The organism is Microbulbifer maximicatervae (SeqCode), assembly GCF_052467065.1.
On the sequence record NZ_CP174299.1, the window covers coordinates 1,841,954 to 1,860,932 of the forward strand.

The following is an 18,979-nucleotide window of genomic DNA, read 5'->3' on the forward strand; positions in this document are numbered from 1 at the left end:
AGTTTTGTCCGCCATTTCCCGGCGCAGTAGTGAGGCCATACCATGTCAAAATTAGTTGCCACTGCCTTCATGATGTTACTGGCCCTGGATTGCCACAGTTCTGAGCCTCTGGATGCATTTCCAGAGGAGGTTGATGGCAAGTTACGTCACGTTATCAAGCTGCCCAAGGTTGTCGATGAAAGTCGCTTTAGGGTTGAGTTGATACCGGGAAAAAGCCAAGTCGCGGAATGCAACTTGCAAAGCTTTAGCGCCCCATTGCGCAAGGACATACTCCCAGGCTGGGGTTACCCCTTCTATGTCCTGTCCGACCTGACCCCGACCACAGATACGCAAAAGGTCTGTGCCCAAGGCAGTGAATCCCGGCGATTTATCACCGTGCGCGGTGATGGCTTGATGCTGCCTTATAGCAGTAAGTTGCCAATGGTTATATATCTGCCTCAGGGCGTGCAGTTAAAGTATCGGGTGTGGAGAGCAGACAAGAATTTTTCCGAAGCAAAATCCAGATAGTTGGACTACCGGTAAAAGTGACTTGCCATTCTTTTTGTGAATTTGTCGTAAATTTGAATATTTTTAAGGTTTAACCTGCCACCGTTGTAAATTGCGTCTAGCCTTACTTTTCGAGGGATGTGAAAAATAGTGCCTGAGCGTTTTTTCACGCCGATAAGTGAGGCTTTAGCCCCGTAATCGGAAAGGAAAATTGGCGACTTCCCCAGTCGTCTTTTGAATAACCCGCCCCCTGTAATGCACTGGGGCCGATACCGTAGGGCAGCGCATGAAGTTTTTGCGTCTTTTACCAAAGCGGCATTTTATCAAGCCGGTTGTTCCATTTGTCACAGCAATTTTCCTAGCGATACCAATGTGGGCCTCGGCGGAGTCCGCCCAGCAAAAGTGGGCGGGAAATTGGCTGGTTGTGAGTGAAGGCGATGATCAATTAGTGTGGCAACTGCATGCCGATGGCTCCGGATATGCCTATGGATTTAATGCCAAAGGTCTATTGACCCATGGTTTTGCCATTAACTGGCAATTGGATGGTGACCGGGTGCGAGTTAAAACGGGAACCTCGGTGCGCTGTAAGGGCGGGGTTGTATCTGTCGCATTTCGAGATTGGAGCCGTGCCACCCTCCTATTTGCAGTGATTGATGGCCGTCATTGGCTGCAGGCGGGCGGTGGACTTCTGAGCTTTCAGCGTCGGTTGGCTGATTGGCGAACCCCCAAGGCCGGTGCAAGTTGCCCGGATATTGTCAGTCGCTAGCAGCTTACTTCCGTGCGAACGCTATTTAATCCGTGCGTGGAAAAGATGAGTAGTGGGTGGGAATGGATAAAATTCTATCTCTTCCTGCCACTGCTAATTTTTGTCGTAAGTGCAAATGCCAGTGAAGAGAAACGAAAAACACTCAATGAAGGCTGGCATGCAAAATCACGCTACGATGCCAGTCAATGGGTTGGGGCCTGGCTGATTTCCCGCGATGGTGAAGCGCGGCATGTGTGGAGTCTCAAGCCCGATGGCACTGGGAGATCCTACGCTTTTTTAAGGCAAAATGGAGAGATGCAATTCGTATTTGGATACGATATTAATTGGTATTTTGATCCATTTACTCAAATGGCCAATATAAAGACCGGACGCAGAATTATTTGCAAGCGAGGGAAGATTTATCCCTATTTTCTCACTCTAAAATCCTACGAAAGCGACTATGCGGTAAGGGGAAAGTTTGCCTGGCAAACAACATGGACAGAAGTGAGTATTGGGCGAAATCGCCTGCATAAATCCTATGTAGTTTTTGTAGCTCCCCTGTCCGCATGGCATGATCCAGATAGAGATTCACCCTGCCCCAAATTTCCCCGTGTACGCCTGGAAAAGGATATTGACGCGGTGCTGAAGAGCTGGGAGGTTGAACAGGATTCGTCGGAAGTGGATACAACTCCGGCACCCAATGAACCGGAATTTGATGGTGAAGAGCTGAGAAATCCGTAACTTCTCACAGTCATTGGGTCTACTTCTCTCAATAAGAAATAATCCCATCAATATATTTTTAACTTTCCACCAGCTAAAATCCGACTTCTCTAAGCTTCAGGAAAAATCTTAAAAAGATTTAGTTATTAAACTGCCAGCTCTGTTAGGAAAATAATTCTAAAAAAATGCGTGATCTTACCTTTTCCAAATTAAAATATGCTGCCGGGTAATAGAGAGCCCACGAAAAGTAGTTTTAGAGTTGGATTATTTTCACCTGAAGACAGGTATTAATCAGAAAGATTGATCCAAAAGCAGTGCGACCGTGTAGAAACCGGTCGTATTAATCAGGTTGGAGAAAACTTCCAGACGGCAAAGAAAGCATGAAAGCTGATCTATCCGTAGTGAGAGCATTGAGAACTTTGTATCCCAAGCTGCACGATGAAATCTATGTGTTTTGTCAGGTTTCAGATAGTCGGTTTACAGATATTTTGTCAGAGAGTTTGTGTTTCTTCCGAGAAGGTGAGGGAATGAGTGTGATACTGCCTCAACGTTCGGCTCGGCAATTAGATATTGCCGCAAGCGCCCCCTTTCGCCAAATCACTTTGCAGATCCTGGCTGGTCTTGATGCGGTGCGGGTTATTCCTGTGGTCGCCCAGGAATTAATGGAGGCTGGAATAGATACCAGCGTGGTATCCACACTACACCGTGACCACATTTTTGTCCCTGATGAGCGCGCGGAATTTGCAGTAAAAATTCTGCGCGGTATTCGAAATCGAGTTCAATATAGCTGATATGTAGCCTGCCAGTGCGTATCAACTATCCCCCCACAGAGCCCCACGGCGAGATTCGCCAACTGTTGCCTAATTTTTTTTATGTTCCCGGAACTATCAAACTAGCGCCGGGGGTCACTATCAATCGCAATATGGGAATCGCTCGCTGGCAGGATCACCTTACCTTGATTAATCCCATCAGATTGCGTCCACAGCAGGAGGAAAAGTTAAAAGATCTCGGGCGTGTGAGTCACGCGATACGGCTCGGCTATCACCATGGGCGTGATGATCTCTACTACAGAGACCACTTTGATCTTACCTTTTGGACACAGCGCGGCTCCGATTTTTATCCGCCAAAAGCAGATAAGGTGTTGCGACAGGAGGATGTTTGTCCAATACCGGGGGGGCGCTTTATTGTCTTTTCCCAAAGTCAGTTTCCAGAGGCCGTATTGTGGCTCCCGTTTAGTGGCGGACTACTGGTCAGTTGTGATGCCCTGCAGTACTGGCAGTCATGGAATGGATGTACCTGGTTTGGGAAAAACCTGCTGAGGTTTTCTGGTATCCGCCGAGGTATGCAGATTGCTCCCTCCTGGAGAGCAAGGGTGACACCAAGTGATAAAAATCCCAGGCTGTGGTTGAAGTACGACTTCGAACAAATCCTAAGGCAGCCGTTTTTGCACTTTCTTGCGGCTCATGGAGATTTTTGTGCGGATAATGCCTACGAGAAAGTAGCTTATGCGGTTGGACAAGCGTTCCCCGGTTTGGGGAAGGCTGCATAGATGAGTTTAGCGAGCACAGTCAGGGCGCAGCTCACTGGGCCTCAGCTTAGATTGCCCTAAATCGTGGTAAGATGGGCAATTGCTCGACGGTCCACAAGCACCTGTAGTGGTGCGATTTCAAATGACCTGTCCGTATCAACAATCACGCTTTGTATTCCTGAGAAGTAGCACTCCCCATGAGAGTTAAAAATCTATTGGGTGCCCTGGCTATGGCACTATTGGTGGCTTGTACCACCTCCAGCATTAACAGCACTGGCCCCATTGCAGATAGTGATTACATCCGTAGAGATATCAATTTCCTTGCATCAGCGGAACTAGAGGGTCGCGATACCGGTAGCGAGGGTTATCGCCAAGCGGCACAGTATGTGGCTGGCCAATTTAAAAAGATGGGGCTGATTCCAGCAGGGGAGCAAGGTTACTTCCAGGAAGTGCCTTTTCGCAGTGCCAGTTGGGATGGGAGTGATCCTGAATTTGTCTTAGAGGGCCAGAACGATGAAATCGCCATGCAATTTGGCGAGGACTTTCTAGCATCGCCCTCCGCACTGAGTGAGCGCTCGCAGATCAATGCCGAGTTGGTATTTGTCGGTTACGGTATTGAGGCTCCGGATTTTGGCATTAATGACTATCACGGCCTGGATGTACAGGGAAAGATTGTCGTTGTGTTAGCAGGCCGGCCGCAGAGCTTGCCCAGTGAAGTGGGGGCTCACCACTCCTCTCCTCGCACCAAACGCCAGGTTGCCGCAAAACATGGCGCTGTGGGTTTTGTTCGCCTGTATACGCCTGAGCGGGAGAAACGCCGCCCATTTGACTACTATGCGAAGCACCGTTTTGACGACACTTTTGACTGGGTGAAAAAGACTGGTATGCCCGGTAGTGCAATCCCGGGGATGCACCCGGGAGTTATGTTGAGCATCACTGCAGGCGGCAAGCTGTTTGATGGCGCTGAGCGCAGTCTTGAAAGTATTTTTGCCGATATCGAGCAGGGAAAAACTCCAGAAGGCTTCCCCCTTAGTTACCGTGCAAAAATGAGCAGCAGCTCTAACCACAAGCGCGTAACCAGCCCGAATGTAGTGGCCGTTTTACCGGGAAGTGATCCACTCCTGAAAGCTGAATATGTTGTTTTTTCCGCACACCTGGATCATGTTGGAAAGAAAGAGGACGGCGAGATTTACTACGGAGCCCAGGATAACGCTGCCGGTATCGCGGTGATGTTGGAAACCGCACGTCTTTTTGTTGAATCTGGGCAAAATCCTCGAAGATCACTGCTGTTCGTTGCTGTTACCGCAGAGGAAAAAGGTTTGCTGGGATCGGATTATTTTGCTGAGTACCCCACGGTGCCACTGGAATCGATCGTAGCCAATATCAACCTTGATATGCCCATGCTGCTCTATCCATTCCGCGATATTATTGCTTTCGGTGCTGAACATTCATCTTTGGGGCGAGTTGCGGAGGAGGCTGCAAACCGTTCCGGGCTTAAACTCAGTCCCGATCCTATGCCGGAGGAAGTTATCTTCGTGCGCAGTGACCACTACAATTTTGTCCGTCGCGGAGTGCCCTCAATCTACTTGATTACCGGAAGGGAGGCAAAAGACCCCAGTGTGGATGGTACTGCTGCACAGATGGCTTTCTTCCGCGAGCGCTACCACAAGCCAGGGGATGCTGCGGACGAGCAGATTAATTATGAGGCGGCTGAGCAATTTACCCAGGTAAATTACCTGATTGCCCGGCAAGTTGCCGATGCCGACAGTCAACCATATTGGTACGAAGGTGATTTCTTTGGGGATTTATTTTCTAGGGATTGAGCGGTTTGAACACCCTGGGAGCAACCCTAACTGAAACCATTGATTGGCTTCAGGATAGTACTATCGCTTGTTCTCCCGCAGTGGCTAGCTCTAAATGTGCCTATTGGGTTTACGACAGAGGTGGCTTGATTGTGTTTAACCGCAAGGCTTAGGTAGGCTCCAGGCTTCGGCTGTCCTGTCCACAATAGGTAATTCTTGTACGGATGGTTCAATTGCTGAGGTCGGTTAATTACAGGAGCTGAGGCCAGCAGCTGCCCCAAATCGACACCAGAACATTTAGCTAATGCTTCTTTGGCGGTCCATTTAGTGAGGAAACAAGCAGCTACTTGCGATGTTGGGAGCGAGTTTAGTTCGGTTATCTCCGCCTTGTGGAAGTATTGCTTAGCCATGGCCAACCAATTCCTTTGGTGGGACTCATTTTCGCAATCAATACCTACTGGAGTTTCCGCTATTGCTACGGCAACAAAGTCATCGGAATGGCTTATGGAAATATGACAAAGGGGTTTTCCTCTAACCATAGCAATGGTCGGTGCTTCAGCCTCAACTGTAATTTCCCAAGGTGAATACTCGTATTGCTCCGCAATTAAAGTGCGCAGTAATATTCGCCCGGCCAGGAACTGGGCTCGGCGTTTAATACTGTGTATTTTCTCCAGCCGTGAGAGCTCAGTGCTTCCCAGCAGGTGAATGGAATCTCCCTGCCAGTTTCCTGACCAGCTATTGAAGGAAGAGCAGGTAAAGTAAGGCATTTGATAACCCCTAAGAATTTGTTCCCTTTGGAAGCGATGGAATCTGGTCGACTTAAAAAACCTTCACTTTAACGGCTGGGGGGCTGTGCAATACAAGTTTCCCATGGCAAATGTGTACCATAGTACGAGAGAATAAGTGGCCGGAAAAGCCCGTGTATTTCACTGTAATCTAAGGCCGCGCATCGACCTATAATTCAGCGCTTTTACTGGCGGCTATTGGTCATTTTGTGTACCATTCCCGCCCTGTCTCTGGTCGCGCAATACCTATTAGCCAACTAAAAATAATGGTGGGAAAGGCCAGCTTCAGCTTTTTGATTTTGGGGGATGGAGCTCTGCTCCAGAGTTAATGTTTGGTTATGGAATTTGTTGTCAGTAATTGGCGAGCATGGTGCTCGGGAATATCAGATCAATCGGATTGGCAGGGTTGGCGTAGAGGAGAAAAGCAGCTTGGTGGAAATAGCCAGGCGGATGTGTCTTTTCTTCCTGCAATGCAGCGCCGTCGGTTGAGTCCGCTGGCTAAAGCCGTTTTTAATACCGCTTTTCCGCTATTAGAGCAGGAAGATATTCCTTTACTGCTTTGCTCAGTGCATGGCGAAGCAATGAGGACTTATTCCTTGTTACAAGGCGTTGCAGCAAGTGAAGACCTATCGCCAACTGCATTTGGACTTTCTGTACACAACGCAATTGCAGGACAGTTCTCTATTGCCTGTAAAACCAGGTCTCCAGCACTTGCTTTAGCTGGGGGGGATTTTCCTATGCAGTCGGGTTTTATAGAGGCTGCTGGTCTACTCCAAGAGGGTGATGAGGAATTGCTTTTAGTGTTCTGTGAAGAAACACTACCTGAGATTTACTATCCCAGCGCTGAGAGCTCAACATATATTTGCGCAACGGCTATGCGCTTGGCGAAACATAAATCTAGTGATACAGATATAAAACTATCGTTAACTGCCAGTGAATGTGCGGGAGCTGAGTCAGTATTTGCAGAGCCTGATTACCAGCTTCCGTTGATTAGATCTTTGATTGATCGCGAGGGGCGTATACCTGTTTCAGAGAGATGGGAGCTACAGATCAATGCCAGTTAACTTATTGCCGGCAAAGAAAAAAGACAAGTATTGGCTAAGGTTGGTCGCTACGGCGATAGCATTTAGCCTGTTCGGTATCGGTGGATTGATACTGCGGTTTGTTCTGTTCCCACCATTAAAGGTGATCTATCGGGACGCAGAAGTTCGAAAATGCAAGGCTCGTTTGTGTATCCACAACGCTTTTCGATTGTTTATTGGCTTTATGCATATCACGGGAATCTACACCTATCAATTTCGTGATGAACAAAAGTTAGCTAAACCAGGCCAATTGATATTGGCAAATCATCCATCGCTTATTGATGTGGTATTTCTAATATCCCGAATACCGAATGCCAACTGTATTGTAAAAGCCAGTTTATTTAGAAACCCGTTTATGCGCGGCGCAGTAATGACTGCAGGCTATATACCTAATGATGACCCGGAACAGATTATCGAACTGGCTTCGAAATCACTACAAAAAGGGGAATCAGTAGTTCTCTTTCCAGAGGGAACTCGCTCTGTACCAGGACAACCGTTTAGGTTTCAGCGTGGGGCAGCCTACATGGCGTTACGCTCCGGGGTGACCCCAACTCTGGTAACAATACGGTGTAATCCACCGATGCTGATGAAAAATATTCCTTGGTACAGTATTCCTCTGAGTCGACCACATTTTCAATTCGATGTGAATGAATCAGAGAGTTTTATTCAAGTAAAAGAAAAAGATGAAACACCACAAGTAGCCCGAGAGGTTACTCAAGAATTAAAAGCATTTTTTACCGAGGAGTGTGCTGCGTGAAAGAGTTAGTTGAAGAGCTTAAAGTTCTGATTATTGATGTATTAAATCTGGAAGATATTACTCCAGAAGAAATCGTAGCAGATGAGCCCCTTTTTGGAGAGGGCTTGGGGCTGGATTCTATTGATGCACTAGAGTTAGGTCTTGCTCTGCAAAAAAAATACAACATATCAATAGATGCAGAAAGCGAAGATACAAAATCGCATTTTGCTAATGTGAATAGCCTGGCAAATTTTGTCAGCAGCCGCCGCGCATAATAGAGGTATTTATGTTGAATAGCAGAGAAGAAATTTTACCAAAATTGACCGAAATTCTGGTTGAGATGTTTGAGGTCGATGAGGCAGATGTAAAAGAAGAAGCCCACCTCTCTGATGATCTTGATATAGATAGTATTGATGCTGTGGACCTAATTGTTCGCTTGAAAGAAGTAACAGGAAAGAAAATTGCACCTGAAGAGTTCAAAAGTGTAAGAACTGTTGGAGATGTAGTTGGTGCAATTGAAAAGGTAATGGCAGAGAAGTGAGTCGATTCGCGCAGCTAATATTGGTCATTATTCTGACACTGTACCCTATGGCAATTTACTTTGGCATAGAATACTTGTCTTTAAGTAGTATTCTGTTACTGCTGTTGATAGTTGCGGTTTTAAGGGTATTGTTTGGCGGCGCGAATAAGGCGATTGGCACCAAGTTAATGGCTGTGGCCTTGGCTTTTGTTGTTGGGGTTTCCTGGTTAAGGGGCGACTCAAACGGACTTCTTTGGTATCCAGTACTTTGTAATCTGATTCTATTTTCACTGTTTTTTTACAGTTTGAGTCAACCGCAAACATTAGTAGAACGGCTTGCTCGCCTTACGACTCCAGATTTACCAGCTGAAGGTGTCCTATATACACGAAAGGTTACCAAGGCATGGTGTCTATTCTTTTTAATTAATGGAAGCCTCGCACTGGCAACTGTTTTAAACGGCGATATGAAAGTCTGGACTCTTTACAATGGCCTTGTTTCATATGTGCTAATGGGAATTATGATGGGTGGTGAATGGCTACTGCGTCGTCGCGTCCAAAATAAGGTGTGAGTTAAGGTCGTGGACAAAGTACAGTTTGAACAGGTGTTTGGTTACTCGAATGACCAAGCAGTAGTTAGCTATTCAAGTCGTGGGGAAATTTCATTCGCACAATTTAAGCGTGAATTGGCATTTGTTGAGCGAAAGCTAAAAAAATCCCTAAACGAAGCTGGGATCAAAAAAGCTGCCATTTTCTGTGAAGATAGTTACGAGTTTAGTTTACTTTTTTTTGCCGCTATGTCTTGTTGTGAAGTTGTTGTTATTCCGGCAAATAACAAGCGATTTACTCAGCAAAAACTGGGTGAGCAAACCCTATTACTGGGCAGCTGGGAAGACAGCTCGGCATTTACTATAAATATTCCGGATCAATATAGCGAAGAGCTATCTGTTCCCAGTTATTTTGATGCTGGTATTCAATTATTCACATCAGGAACCAGTGGTGAACCACAAACCGTTGATAAAACCTTATATCAATTGCTCAATGAGGTTAAGGCCCATAATCTGAAGTGGTCATCCCGGGTGGTTAATACAACTACTTTGGCAACAGTAAGCCACCAGCATATATATGGCTTACTGTTTAAATTACTGTGGCCGCTAGCCAGCGGGCGTCGATTTGTTAGTAAGACTTATGTGGATATTGTGGGATTACTCCAAGACGCCCAGAAATGGGGGCCTGCCGTGTGGGTTGCAAGCCCTGCACAGTTAAGCCGCCGTATTTCTTCCTGGCCATGGGAGTTAGGAAAGTCCTTAGTGGATATCTTTTCTTCTGGGGGGCCTTTACTGGAAGGAGATGCAAAGGCGATTGATCAGTTGTGTGGAATCCAGCCCATAGAGGTCTATGGAAGCACTGAAACCGGGGGGATTGCCTGGCGTAATCAATTGCGTCAGAAAAGTTGGAGTCCACTAAAAGGAGTGAACATTGCAAAAAATAGCGATGGGTTACTCAAAGTCTCTTCTCCGTGGTTACCCAAGGAGTTTATTTGTCAGGACAAAGTACTAATAAGTACAGACGGTATGTTCGAACTTAAGGGGCGGGCTGATCGCATTATTAAGATTGAAGAGAAAAGAATTTCTCTTACACAGGTTGAGTCCCTACTAGTTGGTAGCTCATATATTGTAAAAGCCAATGCACTTGTCCTGGAGCGTAAAAGAAAAGTAGTTGCCGCTGTTGCCACACTTACGGAATCCGGGAAAGAACTATTGCAAAAGAAAGGAAAGGCTTCTCTTGTTCGTAAACTTAGAGAAACCCTGGCCAAGGATCTTGATGGCGTGGCTGTGCCACGTTCTTGGCGTTTTGTTGATGAAATTCCCACTAACTTACAGGGAAAAATAACGAGAGACCTGCTAATGCAACTTTTTGATGAAATTCCGGCAGCAATGGTGCCACAGATTATTAGCAGCGAAATATTAGATAATACTCGTCAAGTTAATTTTACGGTTAATGACGATTTGCCTTGCTTGGATGGTCATTTTGAAGGCTCACCGGTAGTGCCGGGAGTGGTACAGCTGGATTGGGCTATGCATTTTGGCCGCCCACTTGTAAAAGCCGGCAGTACGTTTACCCAAATGGAAGTGATTAAATTTAAGCAGTTAATGATGCCCGGTGATGCTGTCACTTTATCTTTGGAGTTCAGCCAGGAAAAGAACAAATTAAATTATTCTTTTCGAAACACTCAAGATGGCAATATAGAATATAGCAGTGGTAGGTTGTGCTTCAGCCATGTCTAACTTTTGTTTTGTAATACCCGTTTATAATCATGAGGGGGCGATCGCACAGACGCTGGCATCTCTGGATGGCTTTAACCTGCCTTACATTCTGGTAGATGATGGCTGTGATAAACCCTGTAGAATTGAACTACAACGCTTAGAGCAGAGCTATGGTCCCCGGGTTCACTTGGTTGTTCGCCAGGCTAATGGTGGAAAAGGTGCTGCGGTAAAAAGTGGTCTGCGAGCTGCGAAAGAGCTTGGATATAGTCATGGAATTCAAGTCGATGCCGATGGTCAACACAGCCCCGCTGATATACCTCAATTCCTAGAGAAAAGCAGAAAGTGCCCTGATTCACTGATTTGTGGCTATCCGCAATACGATAAATCAGTACCTAAAGTTCGTTTGTGGGGACGCTATCTAACTCATGTATGGATCTGGATTAATACTCTTTCTCTGGAGATTAAGGATTCCATGTGTGGGCTGCGTTGTTATCCCTTATCTCGAACTGTAGATTTGTTAGATAACGAGTATACCGGTGATCGAATGGATTTTGATCCAGAGATCTTGGTACGGTGGTATTGGAGCAAAGGCGGTCTCTGCCAGGTACCTGTTAATGTGAGCTACCCAATAGATGGCGTTTCCCATTTCCGGGGATTTGAGGATAACTTCCTTATATCGGCAATGCACACCCGTCTATTTTTTGGCATGTTGGCCAGAACTCTGCGTGTTTCGACAGTAGGACGAAAAGCGTGAGTAATTTACACTGGTCAAAATATCGGGAACAAGGTTTTTTCCTGGGTATCAAGTTCTTATTCTGGTTGCATCACTGGTTGGGTCCGATTGCCTTTAAAGTTGCGGTATACCCGGTAGTTTTATGCTATTACCTAAAAAATCAGAGTGGCCGCAATTCGATCCGTGAGTACTTGGAATTATTCGCTAAACGCTACCCATCTAGCGGTATAGAACCGAATTGGAAAACCGGATTTAGAATTTTTCTTAATTTTGCTAACAGTGCTAGAGAAAAGCTTGAAGCCTGGTTTGTGGGTATCCCGGATAGTCAGGTAAATTTCCCGAAAAGAGCGGGTCTTCACCAGTTGGCGGCTAGTGGCCAGGGTGGATTAATAATTGGCTCTCATCTCGGGAACCTGGAGGTTTGCAGAGCGCTTGGCAGCCTGACAAAGGTACGGGTAAATGTGTTGGTGCATACAAAGCATGCGGTGAAATTTAATCGCATGATGAAGATGCTCAACCCCCTGAGTCAAGTACGGCTTATTCAGGTGACAGAAGTAACTCCCGCTTTAGCGATGCGACTCTCCGAGGCTGTTGAGGCTGGGGAGCTGGTTGTTATTGTCGGTGATAGAACACCTATTAACTCTATGGGGCGCACCTGCGAGGCAGAATTCCTAGGGCGAAAAGCGCCTTTTCCCCAGGGGCCTTATATTCTTGCTGCGCTGCTCAAGTGCCCGGTGTACACACTTTTCTGTCTGCGCAGTACTTCCGGATACGATATTTATATGGAAAAACTCTGCGATCGCGTTGTGATGAAACGCGGTGACAGAGAGGGGCATATTCGCTCTCTTGTCGAGGAGTTTGCGCGACGGTTGGAACGCTATTGTCATATAGCACCTTTGCAATGGTATAACTTTTACCCGTTCTGGGATCAGCAAAAATGAATTCAGCAGTATTACAACGAACCCAAGTAGTCTTTGATGGCACAGATCTATCTATTGATCAGGTAAACACCATTGCAGCTGGCCGTGGCGATATCTCTCTATCTGATGAAGAGGGCTTTGTCGCAAGGATAAATCGCGGTGCCGAGTTCCTGGATAGCCTTTGGCAGAAGGAAGGTGTGATCTACGGAGTAACCACTGGATATGGTGATTCCTGTACCGAAAGTATTCCAGCAGACCTGGTGGAAGAGTTACCTCATCGATTATTTACCTTCCATGGTTGTGGAATGGGGGAAGTCTTTACTCTTGAGCAGAGTAGAGCGATTGTTGCTGCCCGGATTGCCAGCCTTGCAAAGGGCAGTTCAGGGATCCGATATCGGCTGTTGCAGCAATTGGTTTTGTTACTTCAGAAAGACATTATTCCGGTAATTCCCCAAGAGGGTTCTGTGGGAGCCAGTGGCGACTTGACCCCACTGTCTTATGTTGCTGCGGTTTTGTGCGGGGAGCGCAAAGTTTGGTACCGAGGCCACCAGAGAGATACTGCTGAGGTATTCGATGAATTGCAGATTGAGCCATTAAAGCTATACCCAAAAGAGGGTTTGGCGATAATGAATGGCACCGCCGCAATGACTGGCTTGGCGTGCTTAGCCTACAAACGGGCAGAGTATCTAGCACAGCTGAGTGCTCGTATTACCTCCATGATGAGCGTTGCGTTGGATGGCAATGCCTATCATTTCGATAGCGCGCTTTTTGCAGTGAAGCCTCACCCCGGTCAAAACCAGATTGCAAAGTGGATTCATGACGATCTCAATGTTGGTGCTGCTCCAAGACAAAATAGCCGATTGCAGGATCGCTATTCACTTCGGTGCGCTCCCCATGTAGTGGGTGTGTTACAGGACTCTCTGCCCTGGCTCCAGCAGTTTATTCATAACGAACTAAACAGTGCCAATGATAACCCGATCATTGATGGTGAAAACGAGAGGGTGCTTCATGGTGGGCACTTCTATGGTGGGCATATAGCCTTCGCCATGGATAGCCTGAAGAATGCGGTAGCAAACCTCTCTGATTTACTGGATCGACAAATAGCCCAACTGGTAGATGTTAAGTTCAATAATGGACTCCCGGCAAACCTATCAGGTGTAACCGGGCCTCGAAGATCGATTAACCATGGCTTTAAGGCTGTTCAAATTGGTGCGAGTGCCTGGACTGCTGAAGCACTAAAGCAGACCATGCCCGCAAGTGTTTTTTCCAGATCAACGGAGTGTCATAACCAGGATAAGGTCAGTATGGGCACCATTGCTGCCAGGGACTGTATCAGGGTATTACAGTTAACGGAGCAAACAACCGCAGCGGCACTGATGGTTGCTTGGCAGGGCATTCAGCTTCGAGTTTGTAGTGGAGGAGTGGATTTGGAAAAATTATCTACCGCTCTTAATACCACAATCAGGCAGATAGGAGATGAATTTTCTTTTCTGGAGGAAGATAGAGAGCTTGAACAGCCATTGAGAAAATTCGTTTCGTTAATTCAGCAAAGACATTGGCGCTTATATGAAAACTAATAAACCTATGCGCCCTGAAAAATGGACGGCACAAGTTGAACTACAAATTCCTTTCCACGATGTGGATATGATGGAGATAGCTTGGCATGGGCATTATGCAAAGTACTTTGAAATAGCCCGATGTGCATTGTTTGATCAGTTGGAATATAACTTCCAACAAATGAAGGAATCAGGTTTTGCCTGGCCGGTCATAGATTTGCGCGTACGATATGCAAAGCCTTTACGATTTCAGCAGTGGATTGTTATTCGCGCTGAGGTTTCTGAATATGAAAATCGATTTAAGATCAATTATACGATAACAGATAGAGATACCGGTGTACGCTTAACAAAAGGACATACCGTACAGGTAGCTGTCGAAATAAGCAGTGCCGAAATGCTGTTTGCATCGCCTCCAATTTTGCTGGAAAAATTGGGGGTAAATTAGTGATGACTGCCAAGCGTTTGGTTTTATTTTTTATTTGCTTTCTATTTTCCACAGTAACTTCTGCTTTGACTTCAGAGCAGCAGGCGGTTTTGCGGGAGATAGAGAAAAATATTGTGTCATCTCCACAGATGCTTGGCACTTTTTCCCAGACAAAGAGGCTGCCCCAGTTGCCCAGGCCTCTGGTTTCTTCAGGCATCCTGGCTATTTCTGAAGAGTTAGGATTAAGCTGGCGAATAGAGAATCCAATAGAATCCCATCGAATATTTAAGCTAGATGATGCTGATTCTGGGAATCGGGTCAGTAGCAATATTGTAGGAAATCATGTGGCTGATCCTCTATTAAAGATTATCAGTGGTGATTTTAGCGAACTGGATCAGACTTTTACTGTGGGACCACAGATCGCAGAAGAGCAATGGAGAATTAACTTAATTCCCAAGCAAGAGGCTTTTAGAAAGGTAATTGAATCGATAGAAGTCGTGGGAGACAAAAAGATTCGGAAAATAGTACTAGCTGAAGCCAACATGGCAATTACTGAAATAGATATTTTGAATTTACATTCAGTTGAAGCTAATAACAGTCAACTACTGAGTGAATTCTCAGAAGATAACCAGAAATAATCTCATGTCACGTCGAGTTGTTATTTGGCTTTCCTTTGTTAGTGTAATTATTGGGATAACTGTATTACGCTATCAATCCAGCTGGCTACAAACAGATATTTTGTTATTAGCTGATAATAACTCCGACTCGGTAAGTAGTGCTGACATCCAGAAAAAAGTCAGTCAGCAATTACAGGGAAGTTTAATTTGGGTTTTAGTTTCTGAAGGAAAAGAATCACATCGTCTGGCCAGGCATACCCAAGAGTTGGCGCAGAAACTAAAGGCCGCAAAATCTTTAGAGTCTGTTGAATATCGTTGGGCCGACTCTGAAAGCTATAAAGAGGAGTGGGAGCTGCTCTTTCCTCTGCGCCAACAGCTACTCAGCCCTGAAGATAGGGCGTTATTAGACGCTACGCCAGAGGAACTTATACAGCGTCAATTGAGTAAATTATACGGGCCTGACGGCGCTGGAATTGATTTGGAGAAAGATACTTTCTCAACTTTTCGCAATTACTTTACCGCTGATATTGGAGTTACTCCACAAGTCTTTAATGGAATTCCGGTACATACAGAAGGGCATAAAGTTTTTACCCTGCTTTATACGCTGGCCGCACCAGTTGATTTGACTGGAGAGAGCGATATATCACTTCTTTCTTTACAGTCAGAATTAAAGCAATGGGCTCAAAAAAATGGTTATTCGCTGCTGGTAGCTGGAGCCCCCCTGCATACAGAGTATGCTGCTGCTATGGCGCAGGATGAAATACGCCTGATTGGCTCCCTTTCGATCCTTGCTATTTGCTGTTTATGTATTGTTGTCTTTCGCTCATTAAAACCTCTACTAGCCTGTACATTCGCAATTCTATGTGGCGTGGCCAGTGGTATATCTGGTGTTATTATTATTTTGGGCCAAATTCATATACTGGCTTTTGTATTTGGTACAACGGTTTCTGGATTGGCGATTGACTACGCATTTCACTTTATTTGTAATAGATTGAGGCTGGGCAAGCCAAAAGATAAGGATATATTACCTGGGCTATTGCTGGGCTTGATATCAAGCTGCTTGGCATTTTTCTCTCTTGCATTAACACCTTTTCCGCTTTTACAACAAATAGGGGTTTTTGTCGGCTGTGGTTTAATAGGGGCTTGGTTGACTGTAATCCTGCTATTCCCACGCTGGATTAATATTAAGCATAGGCCTTTATCGTTTTCCAGTCAGTTTCCTAAACTCAATATTAGGTACTACCTGTTTCCATTGGCTGGGCTGTTGATGTTTGGATCTGCGGCACTTCAGAAAATTCAATTTAATGATGACCTAAAACTATTTTACCAGCCTCCAGAATTTCTTACACAAGATGAAATAGAGCTAAATTCTCTGATTAAATCCCGGCCAGACTCCCGTTATTTTTTGGTTTTTGGTGAAGATGAACAACAAGTATTAACACGAGAATGGGAACTTAGAAATCAACTAGGCTATTTAGTAGAAAAGGAAATTATTAGTGGTTTTCAGGGGGTAACTAACCGGATACCTCCAAAAGAGGTTCAAGAAGCTGACTGGAAGTTATTGTCGAAGTTTTACAGTGGGGATGCTGTCAGGTCTTTTTATCAGCAATTGGGTTATTCTGAACAAGATATTAACCAGCAGTTAAGTTCTAAAATACAGCCATTCAATACCTTTAATTTCTCTGAATGGTTGCCAGTTGCAGGTCGGCAATATAAAGGACTATGGTTGGGTTGTGAAAATAATCACTGTTATTCTGTGGTACGTATTTATGGCTTAAAAGAAGATTTGTCATCTTTAGAGTTACTGCCTGGAGTAACCTATGTTGATACTACCAGAAGTATCTCTAATGTTATGTCACAACAGCGTGATCTGTTGCTGCAATTACTGCCATTAATATTCATTGTTGTATTTCTGGTAACTGCAACTAAAACAGGAATAAAACAAGCCTTAAGTATAGTTGCACTTCCATCCAGCGCAGTACTAGGCACCCTGGCGATAGTGATTTTACAGGGATCAGCAATTAATTTATTTCATGTTGCGGCTTTATTACTTGTCTTTGGTATTGGTATAGATTACGCAATATTTAGCCATACAAGCAGGAAGGCTGAGCAGCATTATACCCTGCTGGCGATAGCTATGGCTGGGTTAACAACTTTTTTAGGGTTTGGTTTGTTAGCATTGTCTGGCACACCGGCGATAGCAAATTTTGGGTTAGTCCTGGCTGTGGGCACAGTATTAACTTTGTTGTTGGCATTTTTATTTTTTTGTACACGGGGTAAGGGATATTAGCCAATGAAAGAAATTAAGTCTGACGTTGTTATTATTGGTGCCGGTCCTGCCGGAGCTATCGCAGGTGCGTTATTGGCTAAAAAAGGTTGGCAAGTTTCGATAGTTGAGCGGGAAGAATTTCCTCGCTTTTCTATTGGTGAAAGCCTACTGGCTCAATGTATCGAGTATCTTGAAAAAGCAGATATGTTAGAAGCTGTGAAATCAGCGGGCTTTCAATATAAAAATGGTGCTGCTTTTGAGTGGGATGGTGCTCGTACATCATTTGATTTCCGGGAGAAGTTCTCCCCTGGGCATGGCACCACCTTCCAGGTACAGCGAGCTAAGTTTGATAAAATCCTGGCTGATGAAGCAGAGCGCCAGGGTGTTAAGGTCTATTATCGCCATTCTGTAGTGTCAGTTGATATTGCTGAGAATAACGCAAAGTTAATTGCCGAGAATGACGGCGAAAACCTGGTTTTCCAGGCACGCTTTGTATTGGATGCCAGTGGCTTTGGCAGAGTTTTACCGCGATTACTTGATCTCGATCGTCCGTCAGAGTTTCCTGTTCGAGAATCCGTATTTACACATGTTGAAGACAATATTGATGATAGCCATTTTGACCGGGATAAAATCTTAATCACTGTGCATCCCAGTGAGCGGGATATTTGGTACTGGTTGATTCCCTTTGCAGATGGAAGAGCTTCTATTGGGGTTGTAGGTGAGAAAGAAAAGATTTCGACCTGGGGGCAGGATCCGGAACAGATATTGAAAGGGGCTATTGCCTCCGCCCCCGAGTTGGCAAAAACTCTGCGCAATGCAAAATTCGATACGGAAATACAACGTATTCGCGGATATTCCAGTGATGTGACCAAACTGGCCGGCCCAGGTTTTGCGCTTTTGGGGAATGCCGGAGAGTTTCTAGACCCGGTATTTTCATCCGGTGTTACCATTGCAATGAAATCCTCAGAATTAGCAGTTGAGTGCCTGCATCGCCAGCTCTCAGGGGAAGCGGTTGATTGGGATGAAGAGTTTGTTGAACCCCTGAAGCATGGTGTGGAAGTTTTTAAAACCTATGTCAAAGCTTGGTATGACGGTCGTTTCCAGGATGTAATTTTTTATCAAACCGACCAAAAAGAAATAAAAGGCATGATTTGCTCAATCTTGGCTGGTTATGCATGGGATAAAAAAAATCCGTTTGTTGCCGCTGCTGAGCGTCGATTGAATACACTGGTAGAAATATGTTCCGCCAAGTAATACTGTTTTTGAGCTTTCTTACTCTGGTGGGATGTATGTCCACAGGGGGGAGGAAAGAATATCTGCAAAGTTGGCCTTTGGCCCCTCTATTGAGCGAGGGACCGCGCCAGCTCAATCAACATTTACGCATTGTCTATCAAGGCGATGAGTATGAATTGATGGTGGCTACTTTCCACACTATGGAGAGTTTAAAGATATCTCTTCTCAGCCCTGAAGGGATAAGCCTGCTGGATGTTACATACGATGGTAATGAGGTCAGCACCCATTACCACATGAGTAGAGCAGAGAGAGTGCCACCAGAGAAATTGCTGGCAGATATCCAGTTTGTATACTGGCCAATTGCCCAGCTTCGTGAAGTATTGCCCGTAGGCTGGAATTTGGACGAGGCTATTGTCGAGGGAATTTACACGCGAAAACTCTCACGCAATGGTGAAGTGAATTCAGTGGCTCGCTATAGCAGTAAAGATATTTGGAAGGCCCAAATTGAGCTGGAGCACAAACTACTGGGTTATAGGTTAAGCATTAGGAATTTCTAAGT

General features: G+C 45.4%; 21 protein-coding genes. 20 read left to right on the forward strand and 1 reads right to left on the reverse strand.

The genetic code is table 11. The features are described from left to right. The first annotated feature begins 42 nt into the window (after positions 1 to 42). The 6 genes from ACJJI1_RS08170 (at position 43) to ACJJI1_RS08195 (ending at position 5,302) form a co-directional block, all read left to right on the forward strand. Positions 43 to 507, forward strand: coding sequence for an ecotin family protein (locus tag ACJJI1_RS08170; protein WP_444926362.1), 465 nt, complete (start codon positions 43 to 45; stop codon positions 505 to 507). A gap of 265 nt (positions 508 to 772) precedes the next feature. Next, positions 773 to 1,252 carry a hypothetical protein gene (locus ACJJI1_RS08175; RefSeq protein WP_282930498.1) on the forward strand — a complete coding sequence of 160 codons (480 nt, stop codon included), beginning with the start codon at positions 773 to 775 and terminating at the stop codon, positions 1,250 to 1,252. A 45-nt stretch (positions 1,253 to 1,297) separates the two neighbouring features. Beyond that, positions 1,298 to 1,972 carry a hypothetical protein gene (locus tag ACJJI1_RS08180; RefSeq protein ID WP_282930497.1) on the forward strand — a complete coding sequence of 225 codons (675 nt, stop codon included), beginning with the start codon at positions 1,298 to 1,300 and terminating at the stop codon, positions 1,970 to 1,972. Between the two features lie 359 nt (positions 1,973 to 2,331). Then, a complete protein-coding gene (locus ACJJI1_RS08185) occupies positions 2,332 to 2,742 on the forward strand; it encodes an ACT domain-containing protein (protein ID WP_444911866.1) in 411 nt (136 codons plus the stop codon). 14 nt (positions 2,743 to 2,756) lie between these two features. Beyond that, positions 2,757 to 3,500, forward strand: a complete 744-nt coding sequence (locus ACJJI1_RS08190; RefSeq protein WP_444906748.1) for a hypothetical protein — start codon at positions 2,757 to 2,759, stop codon at positions 3,498 to 3,500. Positions 3,501 to 3,676: 176 nt separating this feature from the next. Further along, positions 3,677 to 5,302 (forward strand): M28 family metallopeptidase, encoded by a 1,626-nt coding sequence (locus ACJJI1_RS08195; RefSeq protein WP_444959040.1) that lies wholly within the window; start codon positions 3,677 to 3,679, stop codon positions 5,300 to 5,302. Positions 5,303 to 5,328: 26 nt separating this feature from the next. On the opposite strand, the gene ACJJI1_RS08200 is transcribed toward ACJJI1_RS08195, so the two are convergent. Beyond that, complete coding sequence (locus tag ACJJI1_RS08200) at positions 5,329 to 6,048, reverse strand: 4'-phosphopantetheinyl transferase family protein (protein ID WP_444906746.1); 720 nt, start codon at positions 6,046 to 6,048, stop codon at positions 5,329 to 5,331. Between the two features lie 356 nt (positions 6,049 to 6,404). Here ACJJI1_RS08200 and ACJJI1_RS08205 point away from each other — a divergent pair, with 356 nt between their 5' ends. The 14 genes from ACJJI1_RS08205 to ACJJI1_RS08270 are packed head-to-tail and all read left to right on the forward strand — an operon-like array spanning position 6,405 to position 18,977. Continuing rightward, entirely contained in the window at positions 6,405 to 7,130 is a 726-nt protein-coding gene (locus ACJJI1_RS08205; RefSeq protein ID WP_444959041.1) for a beta-ketoacyl synthase chain length factor, read from the forward strand. Next, the gene (locus ACJJI1_RS08210; protein WP_444959042.1) at positions 7,120 to 7,905 is read left to right on the forward strand and encodes a lysophospholipid acyltransferase family protein; all 786 of its coding nucleotides are present in this window, start codon (positions 7,120 to 7,122) and stop codon (positions 7,903 to 7,905) included. Before ACJJI1_RS08205 ends, ACJJI1_RS08210 begins: the two co-directional genes overlap by 11 nt. Further along, positions 7,902 to 8,159 (forward strand): ApeE family acyl carrier protein, encoded by a 258-nt coding sequence (locus ACJJI1_RS08215; RefSeq protein WP_444906743.1) that lies wholly within the window; start codon positions 7,902 to 7,904, stop codon positions 8,157 to 8,159. The genes ACJJI1_RS08210 and ACJJI1_RS08215 overlap by 4 nt, the downstream gene beginning before the upstream one ends. 11 nt (positions 8,160 to 8,170) lie before the next feature. Further along, positions 8,171 to 8,425: an acyl carrier protein gene (locus tag ACJJI1_RS08220; RefSeq protein ID WP_413663941.1), complete on the forward strand. Its 255-nt coding sequence runs from the start codon at positions 8,171 to 8,173 to the stop codon at positions 8,423 to 8,425. Positions 8,426 to 8,445: 20 nt separating this feature from the next. Beyond that, on the forward strand, positions 8,446 to 8,973 hold the full coding sequence (locus ACJJI1_RS08225) for a COG4648 family protein (protein ID WP_444906742.1): 528 nt from the start codon (positions 8,446 to 8,448) through the stop codon (positions 8,971 to 8,973). A gap of 9 nt (positions 8,974 to 8,982) precedes the next feature. Further along, positions 8,983 to 10,689, forward strand: a complete 1,707-nt coding sequence (locus ACJJI1_RS08230) for an ApeI family dehydratase (RefSeq protein WP_444918693.1) — start codon at positions 8,983 to 8,985, stop codon at positions 10,687 to 10,689. Then, complete coding sequence (locus tag ACJJI1_RS08235) at positions 10,682 to 11,422, forward strand: glycosyltransferase family 2 protein (protein ID WP_444918694.1); 741 nt, start codon at positions 10,682 to 10,684, stop codon at positions 11,420 to 11,422. The genes ACJJI1_RS08230 and ACJJI1_RS08235 overlap by 8 nt, the downstream gene beginning before the upstream one ends. Next, positions 11,419 to 12,342 (forward strand): lysophospholipid acyltransferase family protein, encoded by a 924-nt coding sequence (locus ACJJI1_RS08240; protein WP_157953838.1) that lies wholly within the window; start codon positions 11,419 to 11,421, stop codon positions 12,340 to 12,342. Before ACJJI1_RS08235 ends, ACJJI1_RS08240 begins: the two co-directional genes overlap by 4 nt. Beyond that, positions 12,339 to 13,898, forward strand: coding sequence for an HAL/PAL/TAL family ammonia-lyase (locus ACJJI1_RS08245; protein WP_444959043.1), 1,560 nt, complete (start codon positions 12,339 to 12,341; stop codon positions 13,896 to 13,898). The genes ACJJI1_RS08240 and ACJJI1_RS08245 overlap by 4 nt, the downstream gene beginning before the upstream one ends. Then, a complete protein-coding gene (locus ACJJI1_RS08250; protein WP_444906738.1) occupies positions 13,888 to 14,322 on the forward strand; it encodes an acyl-CoA thioesterase in 435 nt (144 codons plus the stop codon). Before ACJJI1_RS08245 ends, ACJJI1_RS08250 begins: the two co-directional genes overlap by 11 nt. 2 nt (positions 14,323 to 14,324) lie before the next feature. Further along, positions 14,325 to 14,939 (forward strand): LolA family protein, encoded by a 615-nt coding sequence (locus ACJJI1_RS08255; RefSeq protein ID WP_444959044.1) that lies wholly within the window; start codon positions 14,325 to 14,327, stop codon positions 14,937 to 14,939. A 4-nt stretch (positions 14,940 to 14,943) separates the two neighbouring features. Further along, the gene (locus ACJJI1_RS08260; RefSeq protein WP_444959045.1) at positions 14,944 to 17,208 is read left to right on the forward strand and encodes an MMPL family transporter; all 2,265 of its coding nucleotides are present in this window, start codon (positions 14,944 to 14,946) and stop codon (positions 17,206 to 17,208) included. A gap of 3 nt (positions 17,209 to 17,211) precedes the next feature. Beyond that, entirely contained in the window at positions 17,212 to 18,441 is a 1,230-nt protein-coding gene (locus tag ACJJI1_RS08265) for an NAD(P)/FAD-dependent oxidoreductase (protein ID WP_444959046.1), read from the forward strand. Between the two features lie 35 nt (positions 18,442 to 18,476). Further along, complete coding sequence (locus ACJJI1_RS08270) at positions 18,477 to 18,977, forward strand: ApeN family LolB-like membrane protein (protein ID WP_444959047.1); 501 nt, start codon at positions 18,477 to 18,479, stop codon at positions 18,975 to 18,977. Positions 18,978 to 18,979 lie beyond the last annotated feature (2 nt).